The organism is Streptomyces sp. NPDC097981 (genome assembly GCF_040302565.1).
Taxonomy (GTDB): domain Bacteria; phylum Actinomycetota; class Actinomycetes; order Streptomycetales; family Streptomycetaceae; genus Streptomyces.
In genome coordinates this window covers 57,361-84,201 of the sequence record NZ_JBEORW010000032.1, presented here as the reverse complement: position 1 = coordinate 84,201, position 26,841 = coordinate 57,361, and the positions used below count along the sequence as shown (strand labels likewise).

24 protein-coding genes are annotated in these 26,841 nt (G+C 71.2%); 11 read left to right on the top strand and 13 right to left on the bottom strand.

Annotated features, from left to right (window positions below):
* Positions 1–4 precede the first annotated feature (4 nt).
* The gene (locus ABTY04_RS27575) at positions 5–952 is read right to left on the bottom strand and encodes a TIGR03619 family F420-dependent LLM class oxidoreductase (protein ID WP_352216092.1); all 948 of its coding nucleotides are present in this window, start codon (positions 950–952) and stop codon (positions 5–7) included.
* 73 nt (positions 953–1,025) lie between these two features.
* On the bottom strand, positions 1,026–1,709 hold the full coding sequence (locus ABTY04_RS27570; protein WP_352216091.1) for a hemerythrin domain-containing protein: 684 nt from the start codon (positions 1,707–1,709) through the stop codon (positions 1,026–1,028).
* Between the two features lie 832 nt (positions 1,710–2,541).
* On the opposite strand from ABTY04_RS27570, the gene ABTY04_RS27565 reads away from it, so the two are divergent.
* From ABTY04_RS27565 to ABTY04_RS27545, 5 genes are read left to right on the top strand one after another with little or no spacing between them, the layout of a single operon-like run.
* Positions 2,542–4,170, top strand: coding sequence for a sensor histidine kinase (locus ABTY04_RS27565; RefSeq protein ID WP_352216090.1), 1,629 nt, complete (start codon positions 2,542–2,544; stop codon positions 4,168–4,170).
* Positions 4,171–4,190: 20 nt separating this feature from the next.
* Positions 4,191–4,580 (top strand): roadblock/LC7 domain-containing protein, encoded by a 390-nt coding sequence (locus tag ABTY04_RS27560; protein ID WP_352216110.1) that lies wholly within the window; start codon positions 4,191–4,193, stop codon positions 4,578–4,580.
* Positions 4,577–4,933 carry a DUF742 domain-containing protein gene (locus ABTY04_RS27555; RefSeq protein ID WP_352216089.1) on the top strand — a complete coding sequence of 119 codons (357 nt, stop codon included), beginning with the start codon at positions 4,577–4,579 and terminating at the stop codon, positions 4,931–4,933. Before ABTY04_RS27560 ends, ABTY04_RS27555 begins: the two co-directional genes overlap by 4 nt.
* Entirely contained in the window at positions 4,914–5,537 is a 624-nt protein-coding gene (locus ABTY04_RS27550) for a GTP-binding protein (RefSeq protein ID WP_352216088.1), read from the top strand. The genes ABTY04_RS27555 and ABTY04_RS27550 overlap by 20 nt, the downstream gene beginning before the upstream one ends.
* The gene (locus ABTY04_RS27545) at positions 5,534–6,958 is read left to right on the top strand and encodes a cytochrome P450 (RefSeq protein ID WP_352216087.1); all 1,425 of its coding nucleotides are present in this window, start codon (positions 5,534–5,536) and stop codon (positions 6,956–6,958) included. Before ABTY04_RS27550 ends, ABTY04_RS27545 begins: the two co-directional genes overlap by 4 nt.
* 100 nt (positions 6,959–7,058) lie before the next feature.
* On the opposite strand, the gene ABTY04_RS27540 is transcribed toward ABTY04_RS27545, so the two are convergent.
* The 5 genes from ABTY04_RS27540 to ABTY04_RS27520 form a co-directional block, all read right to left on the bottom strand.
* The gene (locus ABTY04_RS27540; RefSeq protein ID WP_352216086.1) at positions 7,059–8,105 is read right to left on the bottom strand and encodes a terpene synthase family protein; all 1,047 of its coding nucleotides are present in this window, start codon (positions 8,103–8,105) and stop codon (positions 7,059–7,061) included.
* Positions 8,106–8,497: 392 nt separating this feature from the next.
* Positions 8,498–9,685 (bottom strand): cytochrome P450 family protein, encoded by a 1,188-nt coding sequence (locus ABTY04_RS27535; protein ID WP_352216085.1) that lies wholly within the window; start codon positions 9,683–9,685, stop codon positions 8,498–8,500.
* Positions 9,682–10,872 carry an MAB_1171c family putative transporter gene (locus ABTY04_RS27530; RefSeq protein WP_352216084.1) on the bottom strand — a complete coding sequence of 397 codons (1,191 nt, stop codon included), beginning with the start codon at positions 10,870–10,872 and terminating at the stop codon, positions 9,682–9,684. Before ABTY04_RS27530 ends, ABTY04_RS27535 begins: the two co-directional genes overlap by 4 nt.
* The gene (locus ABTY04_RS27525) at positions 10,869–11,396 is read right to left on the bottom strand and encodes a M48 family metalloprotease (protein WP_352216083.1); all 528 of its coding nucleotides are present in this window, start codon (positions 11,394–11,396) and stop codon (positions 10,869–10,871) included. The genes ABTY04_RS27530 and ABTY04_RS27525 overlap by 4 nt, the downstream gene beginning before the upstream one ends.
* A 251-nt stretch (positions 11,397–11,647) precedes the next feature.
* Positions 11,648–12,103 (bottom strand): helix-turn-helix domain-containing protein, encoded by a 456-nt coding sequence (locus tag ABTY04_RS27520; RefSeq protein ID WP_352216082.1) that lies wholly within the window; start codon positions 12,101–12,103, stop codon positions 11,648–11,650.
* A 461-nt stretch (positions 12,104–12,564) separates the two neighbouring features.
* Between ABTY04_RS27520 and ABTY04_RS27515 the strand changes: the two genes are divergently transcribed.
* A complete protein-coding gene (locus tag ABTY04_RS27515) occupies positions 12,565–13,551 on the top strand; it encodes an MsnO8 family LLM class oxidoreductase (protein WP_352216081.1) in 987 nt (328 codons plus the stop codon).
* Between the two features lie 9 nt (positions 13,552–13,560).
* Here the strand turns inward: ABTY04_RS27515 and ABTY04_RS27510 are convergent, their stop codons facing one another.
* Positions 13,561–13,791 carry a hypothetical protein gene (locus tag ABTY04_RS27510; RefSeq protein ID WP_352216080.1) on the bottom strand — a complete coding sequence of 77 codons (231 nt, stop codon included), beginning with the start codon at positions 13,789–13,791 and terminating at the stop codon, positions 13,561–13,563.
* A 9-nt stretch (positions 13,792–13,800) separates the two neighbouring features.
* Between ABTY04_RS27510 and ABTY04_RS27505 the strand changes: the two genes are divergently transcribed.
* From ABTY04_RS27505 to ABTY04_RS27485, 5 genes are all read left to right on the top strand, one after another.
* Entirely contained in the window at positions 13,801–14,430 is a 630-nt protein-coding gene (locus ABTY04_RS27505) for a 2'-5' RNA ligase family protein (protein ID WP_352216079.1), read from the top strand.
* A gap of 228 nt (positions 14,431–14,658) precedes the next feature.
* Positions 14,659–15,063, top strand: a complete 405-nt coding sequence (locus ABTY04_RS27500) for a hypothetical protein (protein WP_352216078.1) — start codon at positions 14,659–14,661, stop codon at positions 15,061–15,063.
* Positions 15,060–15,530, top strand: a complete 471-nt coding sequence (locus ABTY04_RS27495) for a hypothetical protein (protein WP_352216077.1) — start codon at positions 15,060–15,062, stop codon at positions 15,528–15,530. Before ABTY04_RS27500 ends, ABTY04_RS27495 begins: the two co-directional genes overlap by 4 nt.
* 127 nt (positions 15,531–15,657) lie before the next feature.
* The gene (locus ABTY04_RS27490; RefSeq protein ID WP_352216076.1) at positions 15,658–16,146 is read left to right on the top strand and encodes a hypothetical protein; all 489 of its coding nucleotides are present in this window, start codon (positions 15,658–15,660) and stop codon (positions 16,144–16,146) included.
* A gap of 28 nt (positions 16,147–16,174) precedes the next feature.
* Positions 16,175–19,525, top strand: a complete 3,351-nt coding sequence (locus ABTY04_RS27485; protein ID WP_352216075.1) for a CHAT domain-containing protein — start codon at positions 16,175–16,177, stop codon at positions 19,523–19,525.
* Positions 19,526–19,547: 22 nt separating this feature from the next.
* Here the strand turns inward: ABTY04_RS27485 and ABTY04_RS27480 are convergent, their stop codons facing one another.
* From ABTY04_RS27480 to ABTY04_RS27460, 5 genes are all read right to left on the bottom strand, one after another.
* Positions 19,548–21,167: a serine/threonine-protein kinase gene (locus tag ABTY04_RS27480; RefSeq protein WP_352216074.1), complete on the bottom strand. Its 1,620-nt coding sequence runs from the start codon at positions 21,165–21,167 to the stop codon at positions 19,548–19,550.
* 506 nt (positions 21,168–21,673) lie between these two features.
* Complete coding sequence (locus ABTY04_RS27475) at positions 21,674–23,239, bottom strand: Na+/H+ antiporter (protein WP_352216073.1); 1,566 nt, start codon at positions 23,237–23,239, stop codon at positions 21,674–21,676.
* A gap of 154 nt (positions 23,240–23,393) precedes the next feature.
* Positions 23,394–23,837 carry a hypothetical protein gene (locus ABTY04_RS27470; protein ID WP_352216072.1) on the bottom strand — a complete coding sequence of 148 codons (444 nt, stop codon included), beginning with the start codon at positions 23,835–23,837 and terminating at the stop codon, positions 23,394–23,396.
* Between the two features lie 77 nt (positions 23,838–23,914).
* Positions 23,915–25,966: a DUF6571 family protein gene (locus tag ABTY04_RS27465; RefSeq protein WP_352216071.1), complete on the bottom strand. Its 2,052-nt coding sequence runs from the start codon at positions 25,964–25,966 to the stop codon at positions 23,915–23,917.
* The gene (locus ABTY04_RS27460) at positions 25,966–26,409 is read right to left on the bottom strand and encodes a hypothetical protein (protein ID WP_352216070.1); all 444 of its coding nucleotides are present in this window, start codon (positions 26,407–26,409) and stop codon (positions 25,966–25,968) included. Before ABTY04_RS27460 ends, ABTY04_RS27465 begins: the two co-directional genes overlap by 1 nt.
* Positions 26,410–26,841: the final 432 nt, after the last annotated feature.

Genomic DNA, 26,841 nt, shown 5'->3' with positions numbered 1-26,841 from the left:
GGCCTTAGGGCCGGGGCGAGCCGGAAGGCCGTGACGGAGCGGGCTCGCCCAGCTCGGCGAGGAACTGCGCGGCCAGGTCGAGGAAGTGCTCGGGCGAGTCGGTCGTCAGCTGGAGGTCCACGAGCACCTCGTCGGTCTCCGCCCCGCACATCACCCTGAGGTGGTCGCAGATCTGGCGCACCGTCCCGCGCTGATGGGCCTCCCCGGGCGCGGCCTCCGTCGCGGTGACCTCGGGGTTCACGCGGAACACCCGGCGCAGTGCCGCCGGGTCGCGTCCCGCCCGCTCGGCGGCCTCGACGGCCACCGCCCACAGACCGTGGAAGAAGGGCAGTGGCATGGACGCCCCGAGCCAGCCGTCCGCACGCCGGCCGACCCGCTCCAGAGCGGCCGCGGTGAAGCCGCCCAGCAGGATGGGCGGCCTCGGCCTCTGACACGGTTTGGGCAGCACGGTCGATTCGGTGATCCTCCACAGGGCGCCGGAGTGCACGACCGTCCCGGGCCTCCACACGGCCTCCAGGACGTCGAGGGTCTCCTCCAGCCGGGCGCCGCGCCCCCGCCACGGCACCCCGGCGGCCTCGTACTCCTCCTGCATCCAGCCCAGGCCGAGACCCACGTCCAGACGGCCACGGCTGATCAGATCGAGGGTCGTCAGGGCCCGGGCGAGCACGGGGGGAGGCTGCCACAGGGCATTGAGCGTGCTACTGCCCAGGCGTACCCGCCCGGTCGCCGAAGCCGCCACGCCCAGCGCGAGCAGCGGGTCGAGATGGGTGCCGTACCGCACGGGCATCGGCTTCCCTCCCGCGTACCCGTCGGGCGGGACGACCGGGGCCAAGAGCCGGTCGGCCACCCAGAGGCTGTCGCAGCCGAGCGCTTCCATGGCCGCACACATTCCGGCCGAGCGATGGGGGTCTGCGAACGGGCCGAACTGAGGGACGGAGAATCCGATGCGCATCGGTGAGAACTCCTCGATCGGTACGGGAGGGGCGAGGCGGCCGGGGCGCCCGCCCGGGCGGACGGGCCGCACCTCATTCGCCGGCGCGCCGGCCACGGATCCGCCGGGTCTCACGGCGGTACTGGCGCTGCCCGAGCAGCTTCCACAGCACCCGCGCCGGTACCGGCAGCCGGGTGAGGAACTCCCGGCGCTCCTCCGGCGAACTGTCCTCCAGGATGGCGCCCAGGGCGATCATCAGCCGGTCGCGGGGCGTCTCGGCGAGCCCCCGCTCCCCGACCGCGCGCCACTGCTCCTCGGTCACGTGGAGCGAGACCAGCGGCATGACCTCCCGCTCCTCCTCGTCGAGATGGGCGCACAGCTGCCGGTGGTGCCTGCGCAAGGCCTCGGCCAGCTCGTCCCGGTCCTCGGCCAGAGCCCGTGCCTGCCACCGGTCCATCAGCACCCGGACCTCACCGATCCCGTCGGTGAGCTCGCGATGCTGCGCCTCCATCGCCAGCACGTGCTCGGCATCGAGATCCAGGTGGGGCAGGACCGCGGGCCAGAGCATCTTGTCCTCACCGGTGTGGTGGGTGTGCAGCCCGATGGTGTAGAGCCGCCAGTGCTCGGCGAGGATCCGGGCGCGCGCCGTGTCGGCGGGCTGGACCTCCTGGACGAGTTCGGCCAGCAGCCGCGACTCGCGGCGGAACACCTGGTGGATCATCGCCATCTCGCGGGTGTAAGCGTGGGCAGGGGAGTCTGAAACATTGTTCGTGGTCATGTGTCCCAGTCTTCGGAGGCCGATTGCAGGGCACTTGCACCTGACTTGCCGCTTTCCGGCCCCCGTGGCCCCGAAGGTGGCCTGAGACGAGTACGTACGCCCGAGGCGCGCCGGCGGCTCCGCGTCGACGACGACGTCACGGTGCTGCTCCGCTTCCAGGGCAGAAACCCCCAGGTCAGCCCGATATGGGTCGAGTCGACATAGCTGACGGCCGGAGTGTGTGCGCACCGCCCACCACGGCACCCGGCGGGTGGGCCGGCGGTCCTCAGCGGTATCTGCGGTCCGCGCCCCCGGTCACGGACCGCCACGACCGGTACGTCGTCACCGACCGCCCCGCGGGCGTCGACGGGGACAGCCGTCAACGGGGGTTCGCAGTCGTCACTTGAACAGGGGAACCGTGAGGGCCTGTCGTTGACCGTCGTTGCACGGCTCTCGGCCGGTGTCGCGACGGGCGCCTGCCCTGTCGCACCCCTCCGGCCGGCGCGTCCGGTCCCTCGCGATCCGGCCGATGACGAGAGCACATGTCCGGACCGGACCCTGCGCCGATGGGCCCAAGGCGTGGACGCCCCGCAGAAAGAGGCGGCGGATGTCGGGGGCGGGGAGCCGTAGCCGCCAGGCTGCCAGACGTGGTCGATTCCATGCGTTTGCAGTGTGCATCACGACAAGAATCAATCAATTGCGGGTCCATGTCGGTCAACGGGGAGGCTCCCGTTCCTCCAAGGTCACATGGTGTACCCGAACTGACTATTCTCCCCTGCGTGTTGCGCTGCACTCACAGCGAGTAACCGAATGCTGTGTCCGTGCGCGGATGGAGACCTGGCCGCAGGGAGACGTGACCACCGATGCGATCTCGAACCGACCTGTCGGGAGCACCCATGACATCACTCGCGCTCGGCCGGGCGACGTCCCGACCGCTCCCGCCGCCGCACCGCACCACCCCCAGTCCACTCATTCCAGACTGTTTAGGGACCCCTCGATGGTTCGTACCGGTTCAACCCCTGGAGGCCTGCCACGTGCAATGCCTCCGGCATGGCTCATCCCTCCCGGCCTTCTGGCCGGGGCCTGCGGCATAGCGCTGATCTTCGGCCCCGCGCAGATACGTACGCCGGTTGCCTGGTGCGGTCTCGTCGCGGTCGTCCTGACGGCCGTCACCTCGGCCGAGACGGCGCGCCGGGCGCGCGCGGCGGAGCAGGCCCGGCACGCGCAGGTGACTGCCGACGTACAGCAGTACTACGCGCAACGCGAAGCAGCACTGTTCGGGCGCCTGTCCGATCAGCGGGCCACCACCGTATGGCTCGCCGAAGAGCTGCTCCCCGCGGCCGTCGCCCGTATGAAGAAGGGTGACCCCGCAGCGGAGATCCTGCAGGCCGTCACGTTCGGGGAACATCTCGACAGCGACTTCGCCGAAGCCCTCCGGGCGGCTCTGCGGACGCTCCTGGAAGCGGTGGAGGCCGAGGAGCAGACGCGGGACTCCTCCCAGCGGGCCCTGGTGGCGATCGCGCGCCGGGTCCAGGCGATCGTGCATCAGCTCGCCAAGGACCTCCGTGACATGCAGATCCTGCACGGTACGGATCTCGTCGTCTCCCACGGACTGCAGGCAATCGACCATCGCAACGCCCTGATCGGGCGCCTTGCGGCCAGCGTCGCGGTCCTGGGCGACGCCCGGCCCGGCCGTCAGTGGTCGAAGGCGATCCCGCTCTATGACGTCGTACGGGGCGCCATGTCACGCATCGTGGACTATCCCCGCGTGAAGCTGCAGTCGGTGACGGAGGTTGCCGTCATCGGTCCGGGAGCCGAGCCATTGATCCACCTGCTCGCCGAATTGCTCGACAACGCCACGACCTTCTCGCCGCCGCACACCCCGGTCGAGGTGAGCGCGAGCGAGGTGCCGTCCGGCATCGCCATCGAGATCGAGGACCGCGGGGTCGGGCTCACCGAAGAGGTCCGGCAGCGCATTGACCGCGTCATGGCACAGGGGTCCTCCAGCCTGGACCTGGCAGACCTGGGCGAGGCGACGCAGCTCGGCCTGCCCGTCGTCAGCAGGCTGGCCCGCGAGAACGGCCTTGAGGTCGATCTGCGCCCCTCCGCCTACGGAGGAGTACGGGCCGTGGTGCTCGTCCCGCGGCGCCTGATCACCACGGTCGAGCAACAGCCCCGGAAAGTCCAGCCGTTCGCGCCGAAGCGAACGGGCACTCCGATCGTGCCGAAGCCGACGATGACGCGCGATTCCGTCGAGGTCAGGCAGACCGCGAACGGGCTGCCCCAGCGGCGACGGGAGTCACCCGTCCCGACACCGGTCGTCCGCACGACCCCCCCTCCCCCCGCTGCCCCGAAAGCCTCTCCCCGATCGGCCGGCGCGGCTCGGCAACCGGGCCTGATGTGGGAGGCGTTCAGTGGTGAGAAGAGATCGGGTGCCGACCCTTCCAGTCAGTCCAGCGAGCCATCAGATGAGGATATGTAACCGTGACGCCACTGCCCAACATGGACTGGATGCTCAAGGAGCTCGCGTCCAGCGTCCCTTACGTGCGACACGTGGTAGTGCTCTCGTCGGACGGTCTGTGTATCGGTCAAGCGAACACGGAGACCGACACCGCTGACGCGATCGCCGCCGCCTGCTCGGGGATGCAGAGCCTGGCGAAGGCCATCGCGCAGAAGTTCCCGCACGGAGACGGCTCGACGCGCATGGTCGGGATCGAGGTCGACGGCGGGTACTTCTCCCTGATGGCGGCCGGACCCGGGGCCTACCTCGCGGTACTGGCCGATGAGGAGGTGGACGCGGGGCTGCTGGGCGACCGCATGCGTACGCTCGTGCTCAGGATCGGCCAGCACATGACAAGCCCCCCTCGTGATGACGTCGGGCAGGCGATGTGACGTCAGAGCACCACGGCGCATGGGACGAAGGCAGTCCCGTACCGCTTTATGTCATCTCCGGTGGCCCCGGTTCCCCGGCCAAGGCCTTCAATCTGGTCACCCTCATCACATCGAGGTCCGCACCCCAGCCCGCGATGCAGCCCGAGCAGGCGGCGATCCTCGCCATGTGCCAGTACCCGCTGTCGGTGGCCGAGATATCCGCGTATCTCAGTCTGCCGTTCAGCGTCCTCACGGCACTGCTCTCCCAGCTCGTCGAGGACGAGCGGGTCGAGGCGATCGCCCCGGTTCCTGTCGCTGCGGTCCCCGAACTCGGCCTTCTGGAGGCGGTGATCCATGGACTACGCAATCTCTGACGTACCCGCCGTCGGCCCCCGCAGCACCGACGTGCTGCTGCCGCACGGCGCCAGGGGAGTCAAGGTCGTGATTGTCGGCGGTTTCGGGGTCGGCAAGACGACGATGGTCGGGGCGGTGAGCGAGATATCGCCCCTGACCACCGAAGAGACCATGACGCAGGCCGGCGTCGGGATCGACCACAATCCCGGTGCCGAGGGAAAGAACACCACCACCGTCGCCATGGACTTCGGCCGCATCAGCATCAACGAGGAGCTGATCCTCTATCTCTTCGGGACGCCGGGACAGGAGCGCTTCTGGTTCCTGTGGAACGGCATCTTCGAAGGCGCGCTCGGCGCCGTGGTCCTCGTCGACACCCGCATGATCGAAGTCTGCTTCGAGATCATCACCCGCCTGGAAGACCGCCGCGTCCCCTTCGTCGTGGCCGTCAACTCCTTCCCCGAGGCCCCGCAGCACCCGATAGCAGCTCTGCGGACTGCTCTGGACCTCAACGAATCCGTGCCCATCGTCACCTGTGACGCGCGCGACCGGTCGTCCTGCCGTGACGCCCTGCTCTCGCTGATGGGGTACCTGTGCACCCTCGCCGCCGCCCAGGAGTCCGAATGACTGTCCCGCCCGCCGACCGCGCCACGACCGAACCGGGGCTCGTCCCGCCCCCGGGTTGCCCGGCCCACTCCGCCACGGGCGCCGGGGGAGTGACCCGGCTCCATGGCGCCGCTGCCGAGACGGATCCCATGGGCCTGTACGAGAAGCTGAGGGCCGACCACGGTCCGGTGGCGCCCGTCCTGCTCGAAGGGGACGTACGAGCCTGGCTCGTTCTGGGGTACCTGGAGAACCGTGATGTGGCCACCCGCTCCACCCAGTTCTCCCGTGACCCCCGCACCTGGCACGGCTGGAGGAGTGGCGAGATCGACCCGGAGACCTCGCCGCTCGTGCCGATGATCGGCTGGCGTCCCGACTGCGTTTGCGCGGACGGCGAGGAGCACCAGCGCCTGCGTGGCGCCGTCACTGCCGCACTCAACCAGTTCGACCAGCGCGGGATCCGCCGCCACATCACCCGGTTCGCACACCAGTTGATCGACGAGTTCAGCGAGAGCGGCAGGATGGAGCTGGTCGGCGAGTTCGCCGAGCCTCTTCCGATGCTCGTCCTCACCCACCTGCTCGGCATGTCGGACGAGGACGGTCCCAAGCTCGTCCATGCCGCCCGGGACCTTTTCAAGGCCACGGAGACGTCGCTCGCCAGCAACGCCTATGTGCTGGAGACCCTCAAGGAGCTCGTCGCCGCCAAGCGTGTCCTGCCCGGGCAGGACATCGCATCCGTGCTGATGGCCCACCCGGCCGGTCTCAGCGACGAGGAGGTGCAGCACCACCTGCGCCTCATCCTGCTCGCCGGCTATGAGACCACCGCCAATCTCATGGCCAACGTGCTACGGATGTCGGTCACCGACCCGCGGTTCCGCGGATCGTTGGCCGGTGGCCAGATGACCCTGCCCGAAGCGGTGGAGCAGGTGCTGTGGGACGAACCGCCGTTGATGGTGTGCCCGGGCCGCTGGGCCACCGGTGACACCACGCTCGGAGGGCAGGAGATCAAGGCGGGGGACATGCTGCTGCTCGGCCTGGCCGCCGGCAATGTCGATCAGGCGGTCCGCCAGGATCCCTCGACCCGCGTGCACCACAACCGCGCGCACCTGTCCTTCAGTGCGGGCGCCCACGAGTGCCCCGGCCAGGACATCGGCCGTGTCATCGCCGACACCGGCATCGACATCCTGCTCACCCGGCTGCCCGACATCAGCCTGGCCGTCCCCGAGTCCCAGCTCACCTGGCGTTCCTCGACCTGGGCCCGGCACCTGACGGCGCTGCCCGTGAAGTTCGCCGCCCGTCCTCGTGAAACCCGTGAGCTGCTGGTGACGCCCCTGCCGGCGCCGCCGCCGCCGGCCACCGGGATGCCCATGGCACCGCGACTGCCGGATTCCGTACCCCGCGTCCCGTGGCGGGCGCGGCTGAGGCGGTTCCTGCGGATGCGATAGGCCCGGTACGGCGCACTGGCGCCGAGCCCACGGCCGAGGGGCTGCCGGACAACATGGTTCGGCAGCCCCTCAGTTCGTCCCGGGCCCGCGCCCCGGCGCCTTACGGCGTCGAGCGATACCGCCCACGGGCGGGCACCGTGGCGCCGGCCGTCCGTTGCTCCGGGACGGAACCGCCCACGGGGGCGTATCGGGGTGCCCCGGTGTACCAGGCGTGGAGCCCGGACAGGAAACTCCTGGCACCGCGGAGCCAGGCCTCCAGCTCGATCTGTTCGCCCCGGTCCAGTCCGGCTCGCTGGACGAGCGGGGGCAGTTCGCTCTGTATGAGGTGTTCGAAGTGGCGCAGCCGGGCGGTGACCAGATCCGCGGCGGCCTGCATCGCCTCCTGGACGGTGCTGCCCCGAGACGTCCCGAGGACGACGACGAGGTTGTTGACGTCGTACTCTTCGTGAACCTCCCGCTGGTAGGAGGCGATGTCGTTCGCCAGGCCCATGTAGTCCATGAAGGCGTCGAGGAGAGCGCAGACGGTCCGGCTGTGCCGGATCCGCTCGGGGATCCTTGCCCCGGTGGCGAGTTCGACGGAGTAGGGGGCGGTGTACGCGGCGAAGCTCTCACGGCGGAACTGGGCGTACTCGATGAGGTCGGGGACGCGGCCGGCGCGGCTGTTGACCAGTTCCTGGACTCCGGCGTCGATGTAACGTGCCAGCGCCCGGTTGAGCCCTTGCCGCCAGTGCGCGAGCCTCGGCGGGAACAGGCGTTGCTGGAGGTCGGCCATTCCCTTCTCGACCGCGTTGGCCGGCTCCGGCACCCGGGCGTCCGGCTCCGGAGGGAGGAAGGCATGGAGACGGGCGGTGAAGGCCTGCGCGCCCGCGAGGTCGCCCGTCTGCTTGAAGGCGGAGGCGAAGTAGTCGTCCCAGGCCAGAGCCCAGAGGTTGAACCGGTGATTGAGCCGGAGGCCGACGAGCGAGGCGTCAGGAAGAGTCCATGCGGTCAGCTGGTCGACAGCCATGGCATGGAACTGGGACCGGGTCCAGATCAGCCGGGCCGACGGCGCTTCGTAGCCGGCCAGCATGCCCATCTCGCGCGCCCACGTCTCGGTCTCCTCGCGCAGGACCGGCAGGTACGGATTCAGCCGCACCGGGTATGGCATCCGCAGTATGGGAAGTTCGATGTCCTGCACTGTCATGGGATCCCTACCTCCCTTTCGGCGCACACCGGTGTGCGGACCACAAGCGCGATCGGGCTGCCCTTCGAAGGAAGCCCCAGGTCACGGGTGTGAACGGCCTGTCGGAGACTCGCTGCGTCATGCAAGGACGTGAACGCGCTGCACATTCGAGAAGGGTCGGGCCGACCGGCTCGGTGCCGGAGTGTGACGATCCTCTACTGCCACAGGGGCGGACGTCGAGCAGTTCCGGCCATTTGGCGCACCAAACCTTCCCGCAGTGACCGATCTGCAACCCGTGCGGTTGTCTTCGGCCACGATCAGAGCAGGATTGTGCGAAGGAAACGATCACTCTGGTCGTGTTTGGCTCAAATTCGATCTCAGAGGGTCAGGGGGAGGGTGGTCAGGCCGCGGGTGAGGCGGGTTCGGCGCCAGGCCAGGGATTCTGCGGGGATGGCCAGGCGGGTGTTCGGGAAGCGGGTCACCAGGGTGCGGAGGGCGATTTCCGCCTCGGCGCGGGCCAGGGGGGCGCCCGGGCAGCGGTGGATGCCGTGGCCGAAGGAGAGGTGGCGGCCGGCGTCGCGGTCGAGATCAAGGAGGTGCGGGTCGGGGAACGTCGCCGGGTCGCGGTTCGCGGCCCCGGGGGCGATGAGTACCGGGAAGCCCGCCGGGATGTCGACCCCGCCGACACGCAGGTCCTCGGTGCTGTGACGGAAGGTGGCCACGCTCACCGGGGAGTCGAAGCGGAGCAGTTCGTCGAGGGCATCGGGGATCAGGTCCGGGTCCCGGCGCAGGCGGTCGAACGCCTCAGGGTGCCGGAGCAGGGCCAGGACGGCGTTGCCGATGAAGTGGGTGGTGGTCTCGTGCCCGGCGACCAGGAGGAGGGCGGCCAGGGAGACGGCCTCGTCCCGGTCGAGGCCGCCCTCGTCGCAGTCGCGCAGGAGGGAGTGGAGCGGGCCGTCGCCGGGGGTGGCGCCGGCCGTGTCGACGAGGTGGGTCAGGTACTCGCCGATCCGGTGCGACGCGGCGTCGACGCGGTCGGTGTCGGTCGCGTCGAAGAGGTCGTGGGACCAGCCGGCGAGCGTGGCGCGGTCGGATTCCGGCACCCCCAGCAGCTCGCAGACGACGGTGACCGGCAGGGGTACCGCCAGGTCCGCCACCAGGTCGACCTCCGTGCCCGGTCGCCACGCGGCCATGAGGTCGTCGACGACCCGGGTGATGTACGGGCGCAGTTCCCGGACACGTCCGGTGGTGAACAGGGGCGTCGCCACCCGCCGGTGGCGGGTGTGCGCGGGTGGGTCGCTCGCCAGCATGTTGCGGGAGATCGCCGGGTGCAGGTCGCGGTTCGAGGGCCGGTCGGCGAAGAAGCGGGCCGTGTCCTTGGACAGACGGGGGTCGGTGAACGCCTCGCGGGCCTCGGGGTGGCCGGTGATCAGGTACGCGTGGTGCCCGCCGGAGCCGGTGGGGATCCGCTGGACCGGGCAGCCTTCGCGCAGCCGGTCGTAGGTGGGGTAGGGGTCGGCGAAGAAGCGCGGGTCGCGCAGGGGGTCCTGCCGCGGGGCGCTCATGAGGCCGCGCCCGCGTGCTCGGGTGCCGCGTGCCGGGCGTGGGCGTCCGCCACGAGCAGCAGCCACGCGGTCTCCGCCGGGAGGTCGCCCTTGCGGGAGCGGGTGCCGGCGGCGGGCGGGGCCTCGTCCCCGTCGAGGGGGAGCCCGGTGCGCTTCGCGTGGACGGCCGCGGCGATGACCGCCGCCTCCACCTCGGCGTCGCCCTCGGGGGTGCCGGCCGTGCCCCGGCGGGCGACCTCGGCGGCCGCCGCGTCCCGTACGGACGTCTGACGGTACCTGCGCAGGGCCAGTACGCAGTCGTTGATCTCGATGACCCGGCGGTGGAGGTGGAAGTCGAGGTCGTGGGTGTCGGCTTCGGTGTTCCCCGGGTCGAGCACGACCTCGGGGACCGCGGAGGTGACCTCCCGCCACAGGGGTTCCAGCGCGGTGAACGAGTTCCGTTCCCAGCGGTGGCGGCGCAGTTGGCTGAGCGGCCACAGCAGGGCGGGGAGGGTGAGTCCGGCGGTGATGAGGAGGACTGCGACGGCGGGCGCGGTCACGCTGAACGCGCAGCGGACGGGGGTCAGCGGGGTCGAGCACCGGGCGCCTTCGGGCACGAGCCCGAGACCGAGGCCGATGGAGACCAGGGTGAAGAGCTTGTACGCGGCGTAGACGAGGGCGAAGCCACAGCCCACCGAGGTGGTGCGCAGGCCCCAGCGCTGACTGCGGCGGGTCGAGCGCTTGGACTGGGCCCAGGTCTGGAGGAGGAAGTCCTTGGCCGTGTACCCGAGGTAGGAGATGTAGATGAGCACGTAGCACGCGTACAACACCGGGTTGCGGCCGGTGAGTTGTTCGGCGGTGAAGAAGGCGGTCATGCCGGTGACGGAGAGCGCGAGGGCGATGACGCGCAGCCGGATCTGCCGGTCGGCCCGTTCGCGGTCCAGGTTGAGCTGGAAGAGGAAGGCGAGGACCGAGGTGGCCGCCGTCAGGGTGAAGGTGTTGCTGAGGAGCCGTGCGACGTGCGGGACCACCGATTCGACCGCGTGCTCCACGGCGGGGGCGTAGGAGGCGAAGGCGAGGGCGAACGAGGTCAGCAGCGCCGCCATCGCCCAGGTGCCCGTGGGGCGGTGGCCGCCGCGCCCCCGCACCCAGTAGGCGGCGAAGCACAGCAGCACGACGGCCGTGCCCGTGAAGAGGATGCTGATCATTTCCGGTGGCGTTTCTTCCTGTGTGGTGTTGCGAACAGCGCGTCCCAGCTCTCGGCGCCGCTGGCGGGCCGGCTCGACGGGCCTTCGCGTCCCCGGTACATGAGTTGTCGGATCACGCTCGCCATCACCTCGGCCTCGCGTTCGTCCTCGCTGGTGTAGCTGGTCCGGCCGGACATGCGCTGCACGAGGGTGGGGTTGAACCCGATGGCGCGCAGGGTGTCCTGGTCCAGTTCCAGGCTGCCGGGGTGGTCGCAGATGATGTGGCTGATCTCGTGGGCGAGGATGTGGTTCTGGTGGAGGGGGGAGGTGGCCTCCTCGTAGAACAACAGGTCGGCGTCCGGGGTCTCCAGGCGGATCCCGCACGGAGCGTCCATGGCGCCCAGGGTGCTCAGGGGGCGCAGGATGATGGGGCGTCGGCGTTGTTCGGCCACGGCGTCGCGGAGGTCGCGGGTGCTGAAGCGGTGCGGGAGTCCAAGCGCCTGGACGCGCGCCTCACACGTGGCGCGAAGCTGCTCAAGTTCCATTTGCTCACTCTGGTGACGCCGGTCGGGGGTGGTCGGCGGGGACGAACCTCTCCCTGGAAGCCCGGTACGCGCCCCCAATGTTGACATGTTCGCGACTCCGCTTCGAGGGCGGGGTGCCGCCGCGGTCGGGCCGTGCGGCTCGGGATGCCGGGCTTGTGCCGGGAAACACCTGATGCCCCCCTGTCGATGAGCGACCACAGGGGGGTGTCGTGTCGGGGCGGGGACCGTGCGATCGCCGCCCGGCGCGCGGTTCAGTCGTCCAGGCTGAGGTCCTGCGCGGGGTCGTCGGTGGTGAGTCCTTCGAGCTTCCGTGCCTGTTCGATCACGGTGGACAGCATCTTCAGGCTGTCGACGCTCAGGCCGTTGGCGCGCAGGGCCACCTTGCGGACGTCCAGGTCGCGCATGGCGGCGAGGAGGTCGATCTCCGCCTTGGTGCGTTCGGCTGCCGCGCTGTCCACGAAGTAGCCGGCCGGTACGCCGAAGAAGTCGGCGAGGGCCTTGATGGTGTGTCGCGTCGGGTTCCGCTTGGCGCCGGTGCGCAGTTGCTGGATGGCACTGGCCGTCACCCCGCGCCCCTCTCCGGTCGCGGCCTTGCGGATTCCCTCGGCGACCTCCGCGTAGGTGTAGGGCCCCCGGGAAGGGGGGTGCACCTCGCGGAAGAGATGGTCCAGGAGTTGGGCGAAGGTGGGCGACTGGTCATCCTCCATGTACAGGACCTCCTTGGCGTGATGCCGAGTCTTTGCCCACCACAGTGTTCCTCGAAGCCCAACGGGCCGGCACCGGCAACACTTTGGTTGACGCCGGACGGTTACTCTGGTGTACGTTACCAATGCTTCGTCGCCACTGAAGTGTCGAGGGGGGAGTGGTGGCGGTGCCGGACGGGTCGAGGTCGAGCTTCACGGGGGTGAGCTCGGCCGACGGCCCGGAGCGCCGTGGCCGCGCCGGACGGGTTCGCCCCGGCCGGCGCGCGGCGACTCGGGGGAGGTGCGGGCCGGTCTCGCACCACCCGCACCCCGGCCCGGGTCAGGGCGGAGATCGTGGCCTGTGTCGGACCCCGGACGGCCGGAAACGACCGGCACATGTGGCGGTGTGCGGCGCCCGCCCGGCGCCGTGGCGTAAAAATGATCACCGATCTGCCCGTCGGGCGCGTGATCCCTATGCTGACGGCATGCTCGACATACCTCTTTCAGCGCTGGAAGTCGCGATGGTCCAGGTGGACACCCGCGCCGTGGACACCCTGCGGGACACCGCGGCCTTCGCACAGGGACTGGAACGGCTGGGTTACCACCGGATTTGGTACGCCGAGCATCACCACTCGCCCGCTATCGGTGCGTTCCCGCCGGTCGTGCTGATCGCGCACTCCGCCGCCTCGACCTCGGCCATCCGTCTCGGCTCGGGCGGCGTGCTGGCCCCCAACCATGCCCCCATCATGCTGGCGGAGCAGTTCGGAACGCTGGCCGCCCTGCACGAGGACCGCATCGACCTGGGCGTCGGCCGAGGCCCCGGGACCTTCGACGAGGCCATTGCACGGGCGCTTCGCCGTGGTGCAGGACCGACGACCGACGCGGAGTACGAGAGCGACGTGGCCTCGATCCTGTCCTTCCTGGTGGACGAAGTCGCCCTCGGCCCACTGCCGGAGCCGTGGCTGCTGGCCTCCAGCACCGCGGGCGCCGCTCTCGCCGCGAAACTCGGTCTGCCGATCGCCGTGGCACACCACATCCGGCCCGACAACACCCGTGCGGTCCTGGAGCGTTACCGGGCGGGGTTCACTCCGTCCCGTTGGTGCGAGCGGCCTCGGGTGCTGCTGTGCGTCGAGGCGGTGTGCGCGGATACGGAAGAACAAGCCGCGTGGCGAGTGGGACCGATGAACGTCGTCAAGGCCGGACTCCTCAAGGGGGTGAGTGACATGCCCTTCCCCACACCGGCACAGGCCGCCGCCCACCCCTTCACGGAGGAGGAGCGAGGGGCGCTGGCCCATTTCCGGTCACAGCAGGCCGTCGGGACGGCGGAGACCGTCGTGCACCGGCTCGCCGAACTGGCGCGTGAGACCGGCGCGGACGAACTGATGCTGACCACGCCCGTCTACGACCTAGGCGACCGCCTTCGCTCCTACGAGCTCATCAAGAAGTACTCCGAAGCCACGACCGCTTCGTAGGAACCGGCTTCAGGAGGGTTTCGTCGGGGAGAAGGCGGTGACGGTCACCTTGTTGTCGCACTCCGCGAAGACGCCCTCATCCATGGCGATCTGGTGTGAGGCGGCGCCGGGAACGCCCAGGACGAGCGTGGGGAAGCCGGCGGGCGTGGCGCCGGATACGCAGTAGCCGTGGGTCTCGGCTTCCGGCTCCGCTACGCCGGCGACGCCCAGGTTCCGGCTCCTGCGTACCGCCAGGGGCATGATGGCAGGGTGAACGTTCCGTCGGCGGCCGATGCCGGAACCGGTGTCCCGGCACGCCTCCAGGTCGCTCCCACACCTCGGACCGCCGTCGTGTGGCTGCCTCCGGCTGCTCTGTGGCCTCCCATCCAGAGCATCCGTGCCGAGCACGACCCCCAGATCCGCCGCTGGCCTCCGCACGTCAACCTGATCTTCGGCTTCGTCCCGGAGACCGACTTCGCGGCGGCCGCCCCGCTGCTGGCCGCGGCAGCCGCACAGAACGAGCCTTTCGGCATCCGCCTCAGCGGCGTACGTACCTTCCGCCACCGTGCGTACGCCACGGTATGGCTGGACCCCGCCGCAGCCGGACCGGCCCCCTGGGCAGCGCTCCAGGACGCCCTGGCGGAGATGTTTCCCCTGTGCCGTGGCCGATTCCCGCGCTTCACCCCCCACCTGTCACTCGGGCGTACTCATGACCCGCGCGGCCTGGCTGCGGAATGCGCCGCACGCCTCGGCAGCATGTCGGCGCGGGTCGAGGACATCGTGCTGCTCTCGCGCCGGGGAGAGGGGCCCATGCAACCCCGCGCCACGATCACCCTGGGCACGGGCGCACTTCATTGGCGCCACGACTTCGACGCGGGGCGGCCCCGTCGTACGGATTGAGTCCGCCGCCCTGTGCTTGCCGAAGGGCTGTGCACCGGCCTCCCCGGCCTGCGCCCTCCTCGCAGAGCGGGCCGGTGGAAGCCGGAGGAGAATTGAGGAGCAGCTCACGGAGAGTCATGTTTCTCCTCACCCGATTGTGCAGGGACCTTTGACGCTCAGCTCTCCGTACCGCCGGATTCCGACGGAGCCCGGCACACGGTACGAGGCCGGTGCGCTACGCAGCCGGACGTGGCCGCCGATGCCGTATTGACGGTGACCGGCACCGCCCCGGTCCCGACCACCCCGCCGAACCCGACCCTGCCGAACCCGACCCCGTCGAACCCGGCACCCATACCGAACCCGACCGCCACCTCGCCCATCCCCGGCCCGGGTCCCGACGACGCGGTCCCGGTCGGCCTGGTCGTCGGGTCGAGCTTGCTCGGCGTGGCCCTGCTGGCCGGCCTCGGGGGCGCGTTCCTCACTCATCGCCACCGAGGTCCGCGCTGGGTCCACGGCCACATCAGCTCCCGCTTGCGCCCGACCGCCGCCGCCACTGAGGTGGCCGAGCCGTCGGACTCCGGACCACCGACCCACTCCGTACGGCTGGAACCCCATCCGGACCCGGGCGACCAGACCGTGGAGGAGGACTCATGACCACGGCACCCGCTGCCGAGCCCCTCACCGTTCGGGCTCTGCTGCTCGGCTCCGGGGAGCAGGCCCCTGACGCACTCGCCGAGACCCTGCACGCCCACCGTGCGGCGGCAGGCGTCCTCCCGGGCGGGCGCGGCCTGACCCCCGCGGCCGAGGGGGCCGTCGAGCGGGAACTGGCCACCGTCGTGAACGGCTTCCTCGACCTCGATCTCGTCTCCCTGGTGGCTTCGGGCTGGTCCAGGTACCAGGCCCTCAAGGAGGCCGCTCGCCGGACGCGCCGGTACCCCGGCAGCGAGGAGGTCTTCGCGCCGGCCGGCTACAGCATCACCTCCGCCGCCCGCGGCACCGCCCGCCTGACCCCCACCACCGGCATCGGCCTCTCCGCCACCGCCGGTTCCGCCGGTTCGCCGGGGGCGCGGACAGACCCCCACCTCGTGAGGATTCGGCCGCTGATCGTCACACGGGCATGACGGGACCGCAGGCATGGATCACCCGATCGGCGCGGGGCGTACGAACTCCGTGTGCGGGTGGACCCGAACCAGACCCAACTCCCGTTTTCGCGCACGAACATGCGTCGCGAGGGACACAATCGTGCGCATGTTGAATCAAGGTGATCTGGAACAGGACATCCGCACGCTCGCCGATGACGAGGCCGTCCGCGCGCTGACGGTTCTGGCGGAGGAGCACGGGTTGCTCCCCGCCGCGCGGCAGCTGTCCGCGGGCGGCGATGAGCTGCGGGCGGAGGTGGCCGCCGTGGAGCTGGAGCGGTACGTGGGGGCGGAGCAAAGCGAGTTATCCGACGGGGAGTTGGCGCGCCGCGTACTGGAGTACGCGGCGGCGGCGCGCGAGGACCTGGCGGACACGGTCGGCGAGGCCGTCGCCTACGCACGCTCGCCCATGGAACGGCTCGACCCCGTCACACTGCCGGTCGCGGCGCTCGTCGTCACGCTCCTGCAGACCGAGGTGGTCCTGAAACGGGATCCGCGCGGGAGGTGGAGCCTGACCATCCACAAGCGGGCCCTGCGGGATTCCTCCCTCGGCCGGGTCCTGACGGCCCTGCTCTCGCAGATCACCAGCGGCAAGTAGCCGGCGGACCGGGAGGAGAGGGTTCGCGATGACGGTCTCGGTGAGAGCGCCCTACGCGTGGCACTGCGAGCAATGTGGCCAGGAGCGGGGGGCTCCGGTCTGGCGCGTCATCGACGCACGGGAGCGGGCCGACGTGCTGGCGGCACCCGTCCCCGGCGTCCCGGGCGTCTCCTGGGCCGACTGCCCCGTCTGCGGGACCAGGACGCACATCGAGGCGCCGCTGCTGGTCCTGCGCCCGGGCGCGGCAGCGCCCCTGCTGCTCGCGGTCTCCGTCGCGGAGCTCGGGGGCGGTCCGCCGCCCTCCGGGGAGCCCCTGCTCGCGGAGGCCGCGCGGGCCGGGGCCTTCCTCGGCGGCGTCTTCCCCGGGGAGGCGATCCCGCTGCCGCGCAGGCTCCTCCCCCACGTCCTGGCCCGCGACCTCGAACGGGACCTGGCGGACCCGGAGTCGGCATGCCGCGAGCTGGAGCCCGAGGGGGCGCCGACGGTCGCGAACTACCGGATCTTCCTGGAGTACCTGGGGGAGGCACGCGCCGACTCCCTGGTCGGGGAGCTGCTGACCGCGATGCTGCGCGGCCTGCCGGACACCCTCGCGGAACTCGTCCGTACGCACCCGGAGCTGACGGACGGCACCCGGGTGCGCGACGCGGGCCGCGAGGAGCTGCGCAGGGCGGCCGATACCCCCCTCAAAGAGGTGCTGCGCATGCGGCAGCGGCTCCTGGACGAACTGTGCGACGGCCGGACCACTCCGGACACCGCCATGCGCCGCTACTTCGAGTCCCTGGGACGCTTCGACGCCGGTCTGCGGACCCGGCTGCACGCGATGTACCTGGAGGCCCGCGACACCGACGGGCCCGAAGGCATCCCGCTCGCCCGCGAGGCGCTGGAGCTCGCCGCCGGCCTGGGCGAGGAGGGCATGGAGACCGAGCTGGCCGCGCGGCTCGGCGAACGTCTGGTGCTCGCCGTGCACGCCGGGCTCGACGCCGATCCGTCCGAGGCCGTCCGGGTCCTCGAACGCGCCCTGAGCCGGCTGCGCGAGGGAACTCTCCAGTGGGTGGAGGTGGCGAACAACCTGGCCAGCGCCCACCACCTGCGGGACGACGGCGACCGGTCGGAGATCTGGGAAGCCGCCCGCGACCTGCTGGCGCGCGCGACCGCGCTGGACCGGGGCGAGTATCCCGAGTACTGGGCGCGGGTCCAGACCAACTACGGCCTGCTCCTCTCGGAGCGGCCCGGCGGTGGCCCCGAGGACCTCACCCTCGGCATCGAGCACATCAGGGCGGGGCTGGAGGAGCGGGCCCCCGAGCGGGACAGGGTCGCCTGGGCCTACTCGATGGTCAACCTCGGCCTGCTGCTGTACCGGCGCGCCGCGGTGGATGACCTCAGGGAGGCGGAGCAGTGCTACCGGGACGCCCTGAGCCACCTCGGCGCCGGTGACGACCCGGCGCTGTGGTCCCGGATCCAGTGCAATCTGGGCGACCTGCTGCTGTCCCGGGATCCCGTCGACGCGCGGGGCGCGCGGGAGGCGGCGACGGCCGCGCTCGCCCTGTCCACCGCGCGCCCCGGCCTCCTGGACACGGGCCGCATCGCCTGGCTGCTGGCCCGGGCCCTGGACCACCTCGACGGCCCGGGCAGCGCCGACGGCCTCCGGCTGCGCCACGCGGCCCTGGCGGCCACACCGGCCACGGTGTCGCCGTCCCTGCACCTCAACATCGCCCGGGAACTGCTCCGCGCGCACGCCTCGGCGGAACGCTGGAGCGAGGCGGCCGATGTCGCGTCCGGCATGCTGACCGCCGTGACCGCGCTCTACGACGCCCAGGTCACCGGGACCGGCCGCCGGAGCGTCCTCGCCCAGGTGAACCGGATCGCCCGCTGGGCCGCCTTCCTGCTGGCCCGGGCGGGACGTCCGGAGCGTGCGGTCGAGGCGATCGAGGGCGGAGTGGCCTGTGAGCTCTCGGTGGTGGCCGGGCGGGGGACGGCCGACCTGGAGGCCCTGGAACGGATCGACCCCGCCGCCGCCCACCGCTACCGGCTGGCGCAGGCCCGGTACCGGTCCTCGGTCGGCGAGGCGTCCGCGGCGGCGTCCGGCGGCCCCGCCGTCGCCGGCTCCACGGTGAGTGGGGAGGCCGCTGCCGAACGCGGCGTGCGTGCGGCGATCGCGGAGATCCGCGCGATCCCGGGCTTCGAGCGCTTCCTGCGCACCGACGGGCTGGCGGACACCGTCCGCGCGGCGGGCGGGCGTCCGCTCGTCTACCTGGTGAACGCGCCTTGGGGCAGCTACGCCCTCGTGCTCCCCCGCAGTCCGGGAGAGTCGCCCGCCGTACGGGCCGTTCACATTCCGGGGGTGAGCAGCGAGACCGTCACCGGCCTCCTGGTGCTGGACCCGGCCGACGGCGCCCCGGGCCTGCTCCTCGCCCAGGAGGCCGGAGCGCTCCGGCGCAGGCGTCTGCTCCCGCAGGCCCTGGACCGGCTCGCCGCCCTCGGACCGCTGCTGCGCCCGGTCGCGAGTCTCCTCGCGGAGGACCCGGAGCAGGAGGCCGTCGTCGTACCGACCGGTCTGCTGGGCCTGGTCCCCCTGCACGCCGTGCCGCTCGGGCCAGGAGCGGGCGAAGTCCTCGACGACATCGGCACCGTGATCCTCTCCCCGTCCGCGGCCGTGTACGCGTCCTCCCGCCTCGCAGCCGCCCGGCCGCCGGATCCGGTGCCGCGCCTGGTGGCGGTCACCGACCCCGACGGTTCGCTCCCCGGCGGACGTGGTGAACTCGCCCAGATCCGGGAGCTGTTCGAGCCGCACGGCGAGGCCCGTTGCGCGGTGGGGCCCGAAGCCACCGTGGACTGGCTGCTCGCCCGGCTCGCCGAGGCCTCGTACCTCCACATCATCTGCCACGGCAGCGGCGAGTTCGACGGCCGGGGCGCCTCCCTGGCCCTGGCCGACGGCCGCCTGGACATGGACACCCTGGGCGCCTACCGGCTCCCCGCCTGCCGGCTCGCGGTGGCCAGTGCCTGCCAGTCCGGCCACTACGAGGTGGTCCGGGCTCCGGACGAGTTCCGCGGGCTCGCGGCGGGCTTCCTCCAGGCCGGGGCCGCGTGTGCGGTGGCCGGGCTGTGGCTGGTGGACGACATGGTGACCGCGGTGCTGATGGCGCGGTTCTACGAGCTGCTCGCCCCCGCTCAGGGGCCCGGCGGGCTCCCCCCGGTGGCCGCCCTGCGCCGGGCCCGTACGTGGTTGCGCCGGCTCACCTGGGAGGAGCTCGCCCGGTACACGGCCTCCCGGCCCCACTTGGCGGCCCAGACCGAGCGGTACACCGCCCGGGCGACGACCGGCGGGCGCCCCTTCGCCTCGCCGGTCCACTGGGCCGCGTTCACAGCGTGGGGGGTGTGAGAGCGGCCTGCCTCGGGCCCCGTCAGTCCGTCTGCACCGGCCCTTGCGAGTCGAGCCGGTACCGGGAGACGGGGCCGTAGGGCGACTGCGGGGCCCTGATCTGCATCGCCGTGTAGCGCCCTCCGACGAGGCCCGTGAGGGTCACGGTGGCCGGGTAGTGGACCTCGCTGCCGTTCGCGCAGCTGGGCCGGCAGATCACGTCCCACTCCTGCCCGTTGGCGTGGGCGGTGGACAGTCCCCAGTCCGACCAGGTCAGGCCCTTGAGCATGCCGTTGCCGTCTCCGCAGTGGAGCAGGAGCGACTCGGGTTCCTCCAGGTAGTCCCCGAAGCAGCTCACGATCGAGGCGGGCCGCGTGCTCGACCGCGTGGTGACCGTCGTCGGCGCCCGCTCGGAAGGCTCCGGCGAGGCGGAGGGCTCGGGCTCGGGCGGGGTCGGCTCGACGGCCGGCGTGCGGGGCGCCTCGGTGGTGGGGCCGGGGGTCGGCTGCGCGGGCGCCGGGGCGGTCGTCGGGTCACCGGTCGGCTGCCCCGACGCCGTGACGGTCGCCTTGGGGTCGGCGACGGTTCCGGTGCCGCCGTCGCGGCCGGGCACCAGGGCGAGCACGGTCGCGGCGATCGCGAGGCCGGCGGCGATGCCCGCGCCGACGGCGAAGCCGCGCCGGCCCGAAGCGGGCGGGGACCCCGGGTACGGCGGCGCGGGCTTGTCGAGGACCGGCGCCGCGGACTCCGTGACGATGGGCCGTTTCCCCAGCTCGACCCGGAGCCGCGCGATCTCGGCCTGCTGCTCCGCGATCAACTCGTGGATCTCCTGCGGCCAGGGACGCGGCGAGGGCGCCAGGCTCCCGAGGGACTCCCGCAGTTGGGCCGCGCTCGGCCGGGCGGCGGGGTCCTTGGCGAGGCAGCGGGCCGCGATCGGGCGGATCTTCGCCGGCAGCCCGCTGAGATCGGGTTCGGTGTGCACGACGTTGTACAGGGTCTGCGGCAGGGAGGGCCCGGTGAACGGGCACGCACCGGTGCACGCCATGACCAGCACGGTCCCGAGGGAGAAGATGTCGCTGGCCGAGTCGAGCGGCGCGCCCTGGGCCTGCTCCGGGGACATGAACCCGGGTGAGCCGACCAGCCAGCCCGTGGTCGTCAGCTCGCTGCCGTCCTCGCTGTCGGCGGCCCGGGCGATGCCGAAGTCGATCACTCGGGGCCCGTCGTCGGCGAGGAGCACGTTCGACGGTTTCAGGTCCCGGTGCACCAGCCCGACCCGGTGGATGTCGCTCAGGGCCGAGGCCAGTCCAGCGGTCATGCGCAGCACCGACTCCTCGGGCAGCGCCCCGACGGTCGCCACCGCGTGCTGGAGCGACGGTCCGGGGACGAACTCCGAGGTCAGCCAGGGCTCGGGGGCATCGGCGTCCGCGTCGATGATCGCGGACGTATACGCTCCGGAGACCTTGCGGGAGGCCTCCACCTCCCGGCGGAACCGGGCCCGGAACCCGTCGTCCTCGACGAACTGCGAGCGCACCTGCTTCAGCGCGACCAACCGGCCGTCCGGGGCGCTGCTCAGCAGGACCCGGCCCATCCCGCCGCGGCCGAGTTCCGCGATGGTCCGGTACTTGCCGACCGTCACCGGGTCGGCGCCCTCTAATCGTTTCATCCTGTCCCCCTACAGCGGACGATCCGTCAGGACCGAGTCTCCGCGCCCCACTCGCCCCGGGCAAGACGATCGGGCCTCCACCCGGACCGAGAGGTCCGTCCCCTCGTGCCACCGCTACGACAGGCGGCCGGTCCGGTGGCCGCGGTCCCCGACGACCGTGTCCAGGCCGTCCGCCGCAGGCCATTGCCGATGCCGTGCACGTCCTGCTCGACTCGCCGGCCCCGGCGTCCGCCCACCGGGACGACAGCACCTGGCCGAAGGCGGCTGCCGGGTACCACCGGCTCGCCGTCGGTCCCACCGCCGCTCCGGGCCGCAGGACCGCTTGAACGACTGCCGGACTCGGTCGGCGTCCTCGGCGCCATGACGGTGCGGTGCCGACTCCCGTGCCGACTCGGTACTCCGGTGCGCGGGTTGCGACCACACGAGTGACGGCTGCTCTTGTCCGGATTTCCCGGGGCAAGGCCTGTGCGGGAGCGGTGGCAGGCCGGGGCGAGGCCGTCCACCGGTCAGGTGTCGGCGAGCCGGGCCTCTTCCAGGTCGAGGGAGCGCTGGAGGTGGCGGCGCGTCGTGTCGCTGATGCGGTCGTCGTCGTAGAGGCGCTGGAGTTCGGCGGTCTCCTCCAGGATGAGGTCGCGGCGCAGCTGCCGGTAGACGTGGTCGGCGGACTCGGCCGGGTCGTCGGTGTCGGCGAGCCGGTCGAGGGCGTGTTCCTTGCGGGCGGTGAGGGCCCGCCGCAGCCGGTCGAGGACCACGTCGGGTGCGGCATCGAGTGCGGACAGCTCGTCCAGGCGGCGCAGGCCCGCTTCGGCGAGGCTGAGGCGGGCGCCGGTCTCCTCGCGTTCGGTGTGGTCGGGTTCGAGCGCGATACCGGAGCGCCGTACGACGGGGGCGAGTGAGAAGCCCTGCACGACCAGGGTCACGACCACCACCGACGAGGTCAGGACGAGTACCAGCGGCCGTTCGTGGAGCGGGGTGCCGTCGGCTGCCGCGACGGGTATGGACAGTGCGGCGGCCAGGGGCATCACCCCTCGGGTGCCGGCCCACGAGAGGACCGCGGGCACCCGCCAGTCGGTCTTGCGCCGGCCGCCCTGGCGTTGGAGGAGGGCGGACAGCGGGAAGATCCACAGCATGCGGACGGCGATGAGCGTGCCGGCCAGCGCGAGGGCGTACAGCGGCCAGAGCCGGCTCCCGTCGCCGAGTTCTCGTATGAGGCCCGGCAGGGAGAGCCCGATCAGGCTGAAGACGACGCTCTCCAGGATGAAGACGACCGTGCCGTAGACGGCGTGCAGCTGGAGGCGGATACGGGCGCTGGTGAGCCGGTCGGAGCGGCCGCCGAGCACTACCCCGGCCACCACCACGGAGGTCACACCGGAGGTGTGGGCGGCCTCGGCCAGGACGTAGGCCGCGTACGGAGTGACGAGCGCGACGACGGTTTCCAGGACCGGGTCCTCGGTACGGCGCCGGATGAGCACCACCACGCCCGCGACCGCTCCGCCGATCAGGGTGCCGCCGCCGGCGAGCAGCGCGAACTCGCTGCCCGCATCGCCCCAGGAGACCGCCGATGCGGCGATGGCGATGCTCACGGCGACCCGGAACAGGACCAGCGAGGTCGCGTCGTTGAACAGGCTCTCGGCCTGGACCGTCGTCTGGACCTTCGGCGGCAGCGCGAGCCGTCTGCCGAGGGCGGTGACGGCCACCGGGTCGGTGCTCGCGAGGATGGCGCCGAGGACGAGTGCCATCCGCCAGGAGAGCGGGGTGAGGACGGAGGCGACGAAGCCCACCACGGCGGCCGAGGCCAGCACCAGACCCACGGCCAGCACGCTCACCGGTTTCCAGACCGCGCGCAGTTCGCGCCAGGAGACGTCCTCGGCGCTGGCGTAGAGCAGGGGCGGCAGCACGACGAGCCCGATGATCTCGGGGGTGATGTGTATCGCCGGGGTCCCGGGCAGCATGGCCACGGCCAGTCCGGCCACGACGAGGAGCGACGGGGCGGGGATACGCCAGCGCCGGGCACCGGTGGCCACCAGGGTCGCCAGTACCACGAGAAACAGAACCGTACCGACGCTGCGCATGCCGCCCCCGAAGCCCGATCAGAACGGGCCGGCCGGCCCGCACGCCGACCAGACTTCCCGGCACACCCCCTTCACCCTATAGGGACGGCTCGGCCGACTCCGCCCCTGCGGCGCAGGGTCCGGACCTCGGCCCGCAGCGGCGGCAGGCGTGCTGTCAGCGGGGGCAGCCCACTGCCTTCGACGCGGCGGGGAGGTAGGCGGCCATGAAACGGGTCAGGGCCTCCCGAGTGGCGGACATGTCGTCCTTCAGTTTGCCCTCCATGTTGGCCTGCGCCGCGAACCTGCGCTTCTCGCCGTGGTAGGTGCACGAGGTGAACGCGATGACGGTGCCGTCGGCCACCCGGCCGTCATCCCCCACCGCGATCTTCTCGGGATGGCCCCAGCGCTCTAGCTCCTCCCGCGTGCTCTGGATGGGGTCTTCGTCCAGTGAGACCACATCGCCTCTCACATAGAGGACCCGCCGGTGGTCCACCACCGCCTGGCAGCGGGGTGCATCCGGCGCGTGGTCCGAGCTCTCCACCTTGAGCTGTTTCCCGGGGGCCAGAACAGGTCTGAGCAGGTCGGCGCCCACCCGCACACCGCACAGGTCATCGGGCACGGCGTAACCTCCCGAGCTCATGCACGCCGATGCCCCAAGCAGCAGGGCCACCGCCGCAAGGGCACGGTAGCGGCGCCTCACTTGGCGCCTGCCAGACCCTTGGCCCGGTCGTTCCCGGTCAGCGCCGCCGAGTTGATTTCCTGCTCCAGGGTCCTGGGGGTGTAGGAGTTTCCGGGGTTGGCCTTGGCCCACTCCTCGGAAAGCGCCTTCAACTGGTTCTCCCTGTACTTGAACGTCTCACGGCTCTGGTTCTGGAGCCCCTCGTCGATACGAGCCTGCTCGTCCAGCTGCCAGTTGTAGGCGAGTGCGTCGACACCGCGCTGGGCAACGTCTCCCACGACGGGGATGAAGTTCGCTGCCGTCCCGAAGCCGTGGTAAAGCCACTTCGCGTCCCAGCTGGGGTCGTCCTTGTCGGTCTTGAGCGCCTGGTAGCGGGCTTCCTCAAGGAAGCCGATCGTCCGGCCGCCGTTCTGCAGGGTCTCGTTGGGGTCTTTCGGGTGGTCCGCGTAGATGTCCTTGATGATCTCGCGGTTCATGGCCTCGTTGAGCATGCCGTAGGCGTTCTGGTCGCGGGAGATCTGCTTGCTGACCTCCAGCAACTGGCCCCGGTCGAGGAGTCTGGGGTCGTTCGGGTCGTCGGACATGGCGCTCGCGGTGTTGTGGACCACGTCGCTGTGGCTGGACAGCACCTTGGCCATGTCGTCGCGCATCTCGGAGGGGAAGTCGTTGCCCGCCTCGGAGAGGTACTTCAGCGAGCGGTCGAGGACCTGGCGGTGTCCGGGGGTGTGGTCGACCGGCTGCGCCGTCGGATCGAGGGGGTTCACCCCTGTCGCGGCGGCGACCAGGGCGTTGCCGGTCGCTTCGCGGGAGGAGTTGCCGTCCTTGCCGTTCAGTGGGGTGTCGTCGAAGGAGTGGCGGTCCTTGAGGACGTACTGGGCGTGGTCGTCGTCGAAGAACTCGGTCGCCGCGTTGGGGCTGTTGGCGAGGGCGGTCATGAAGCCGGTCATCGGGTCGCGGCCGAAGTCCTCGCCGACGAAGTTCATTTTCGGCATGGCCGGGACGCCGCCGTTCCAGTAGTTCTGGGGGAGCTTCATCTTCTTCTCGGTGGCGACGAGCGCGTTTCCGTAGTCGCCGAGGAAACGGTTGTCCCAGTCGCCGGTCCGCATCAGGTTGCTCATCAGCTGGTACCCGTACACCTGCGTGCCGCGCGTCTGGATGCGCTCCTCGCCCAGCTTGACCATGTCGTTCTCCCACGTTCGCATGGCCGGGCTGTCGGACTGGGTGGCACCGGACAGGACGAGGGAGAGGTTGTTCTGGAAGTCGCCGAGCTCCTTCAGGCGTGCGCGTTGCAGCGCGCCGCCGTCGGAGGGGTCGGAGAGGTCGGCCCAGAAGTCCAGCAGGCCGCGCGGTCCGAGCGTGGTGGCCAGCTTCTCCTGGAAGAGCCGGTCGTCCTTGTGCGCGGCCAGGTCCTTGTTCAGCCGGTCGAACTCCTCCGGGGACATGCCGTCCCCCTTGGTCTTGAGGAGGTTCGCGATCCGCTCCGCGTCCTTGAGGCCGTCCGCGGCTCGGTCGCGGTCGTAGTAGACGGCGTCGGAGAACCCGAACGGGGTCTGGCTGACCAGCATCGTCAGGGCCTGAGCGGCGGTGTTGTCGCTCTCGGTGGCGCGTTCCAGGATGCCCTGGACCTCGTCGCGGAACGCGGTGGCGTCGGCCGCGGTGTGCTCGGGCACGGTGTGGCCCTTGGCGGCGCGGTCCGGGTGGATGTTCATGGTGACGGTGAAGCCGCCGTTGCCGGTCCCCACGACGGTCAGGTTCTTGGCCAGCGCCCGCTCGATGGCCTCGTTCAGCTTTGCCTTGCAGTCGACGAGCTCGCCGTGCGTATCGCGCAGTATGTTGCAGATGCTGCCCGCCTCGGTGGCCGCGTCGGCGAACTCCTTGGCGGTCTTCGCTATGAACTCGCGTGTGACGGTGGCGTTCACGCCGGCCCAGTCCGCTTTGGCGGCCTTCCCGCCCATGTCGGCGCGGGCGTCCGCCTCCAGCTCCCACAGCTTCGCCACCATCGCGGACCAGTCGTTCACGGTGGTGGACAGCTTCGAGAAGTCCCCGTACCGCAGGGCGTCCAGGTCCATCAGTGCTGTGCCCTCTCCTCGAAGCCCTTGTCCAGCTGCTCGTACGTGAACTGCGTCGCGATCCAGTACTCGCCGTCCGCGTGCGCGTTCTTCGTGTAGTCGAGGTGGTTGGAGATGTGCGCGCAGGCTGCCAGAAGCGTGTTCACCTGCTCGTTCCACTTCTCGGCGACGGTCGACAGGGCCGCGCCGAGCGCGAAGTCCTTCTTCATCGCGGCGGCGGCGTCGGTGGTGCTGGTCTTCGCATGGTCCCCGTCGGTGTCAAGCCGCTGGTACAGCTTGAACGCGGCGTTGCCGACGGCCGCCAGGTCCTGCTGGTCGACGACGAGGTCCCCCTGCGGCGTGGGACCGCCACCGCCGCCGGGATCGACGTGGTTGAGCCGCATGGCCGTCTGCCGGTCGGTGACGGCCGCCTTCATTCCGGCCCATTCCTGATCGAAGGACATCGGTCTTCCTTGCTGTGGGAGCGGTCGGGCGCGCTTGAGGACGGCCCTGCGCGCCCAGCGAACTTCAGTCACCGACGCCGCGGAAGGCCCCTTGGCGTGATCTTTACGAGTTGACGACGCCAACGTGACGCAACGCGGGCAGGCCGGGGCAGGACCGCGTCAAGGCCGGACGGCTGCAGTTTCGGGATGTGGCTCAGTCGCCGAGCCGTCGGTGAGCGACACATGGGGTCCTCCTTGAGGAACCGCGAATGATTGGGTGGCGCCCCGGGTGCGGGGAGGCAGTCCGGGGCGCATCACCGAAGCCATCCCCGCTTCCGCGCGTTCCGTGTGACCTCCTGACGGCACCTTGACGGTGATCGGTCGATTTCATGCACGTCGCTGGCGGCCGGCGGGCCGTGGCATCAGGAACCCGTCAGGGTTTCCGGTTCCGGC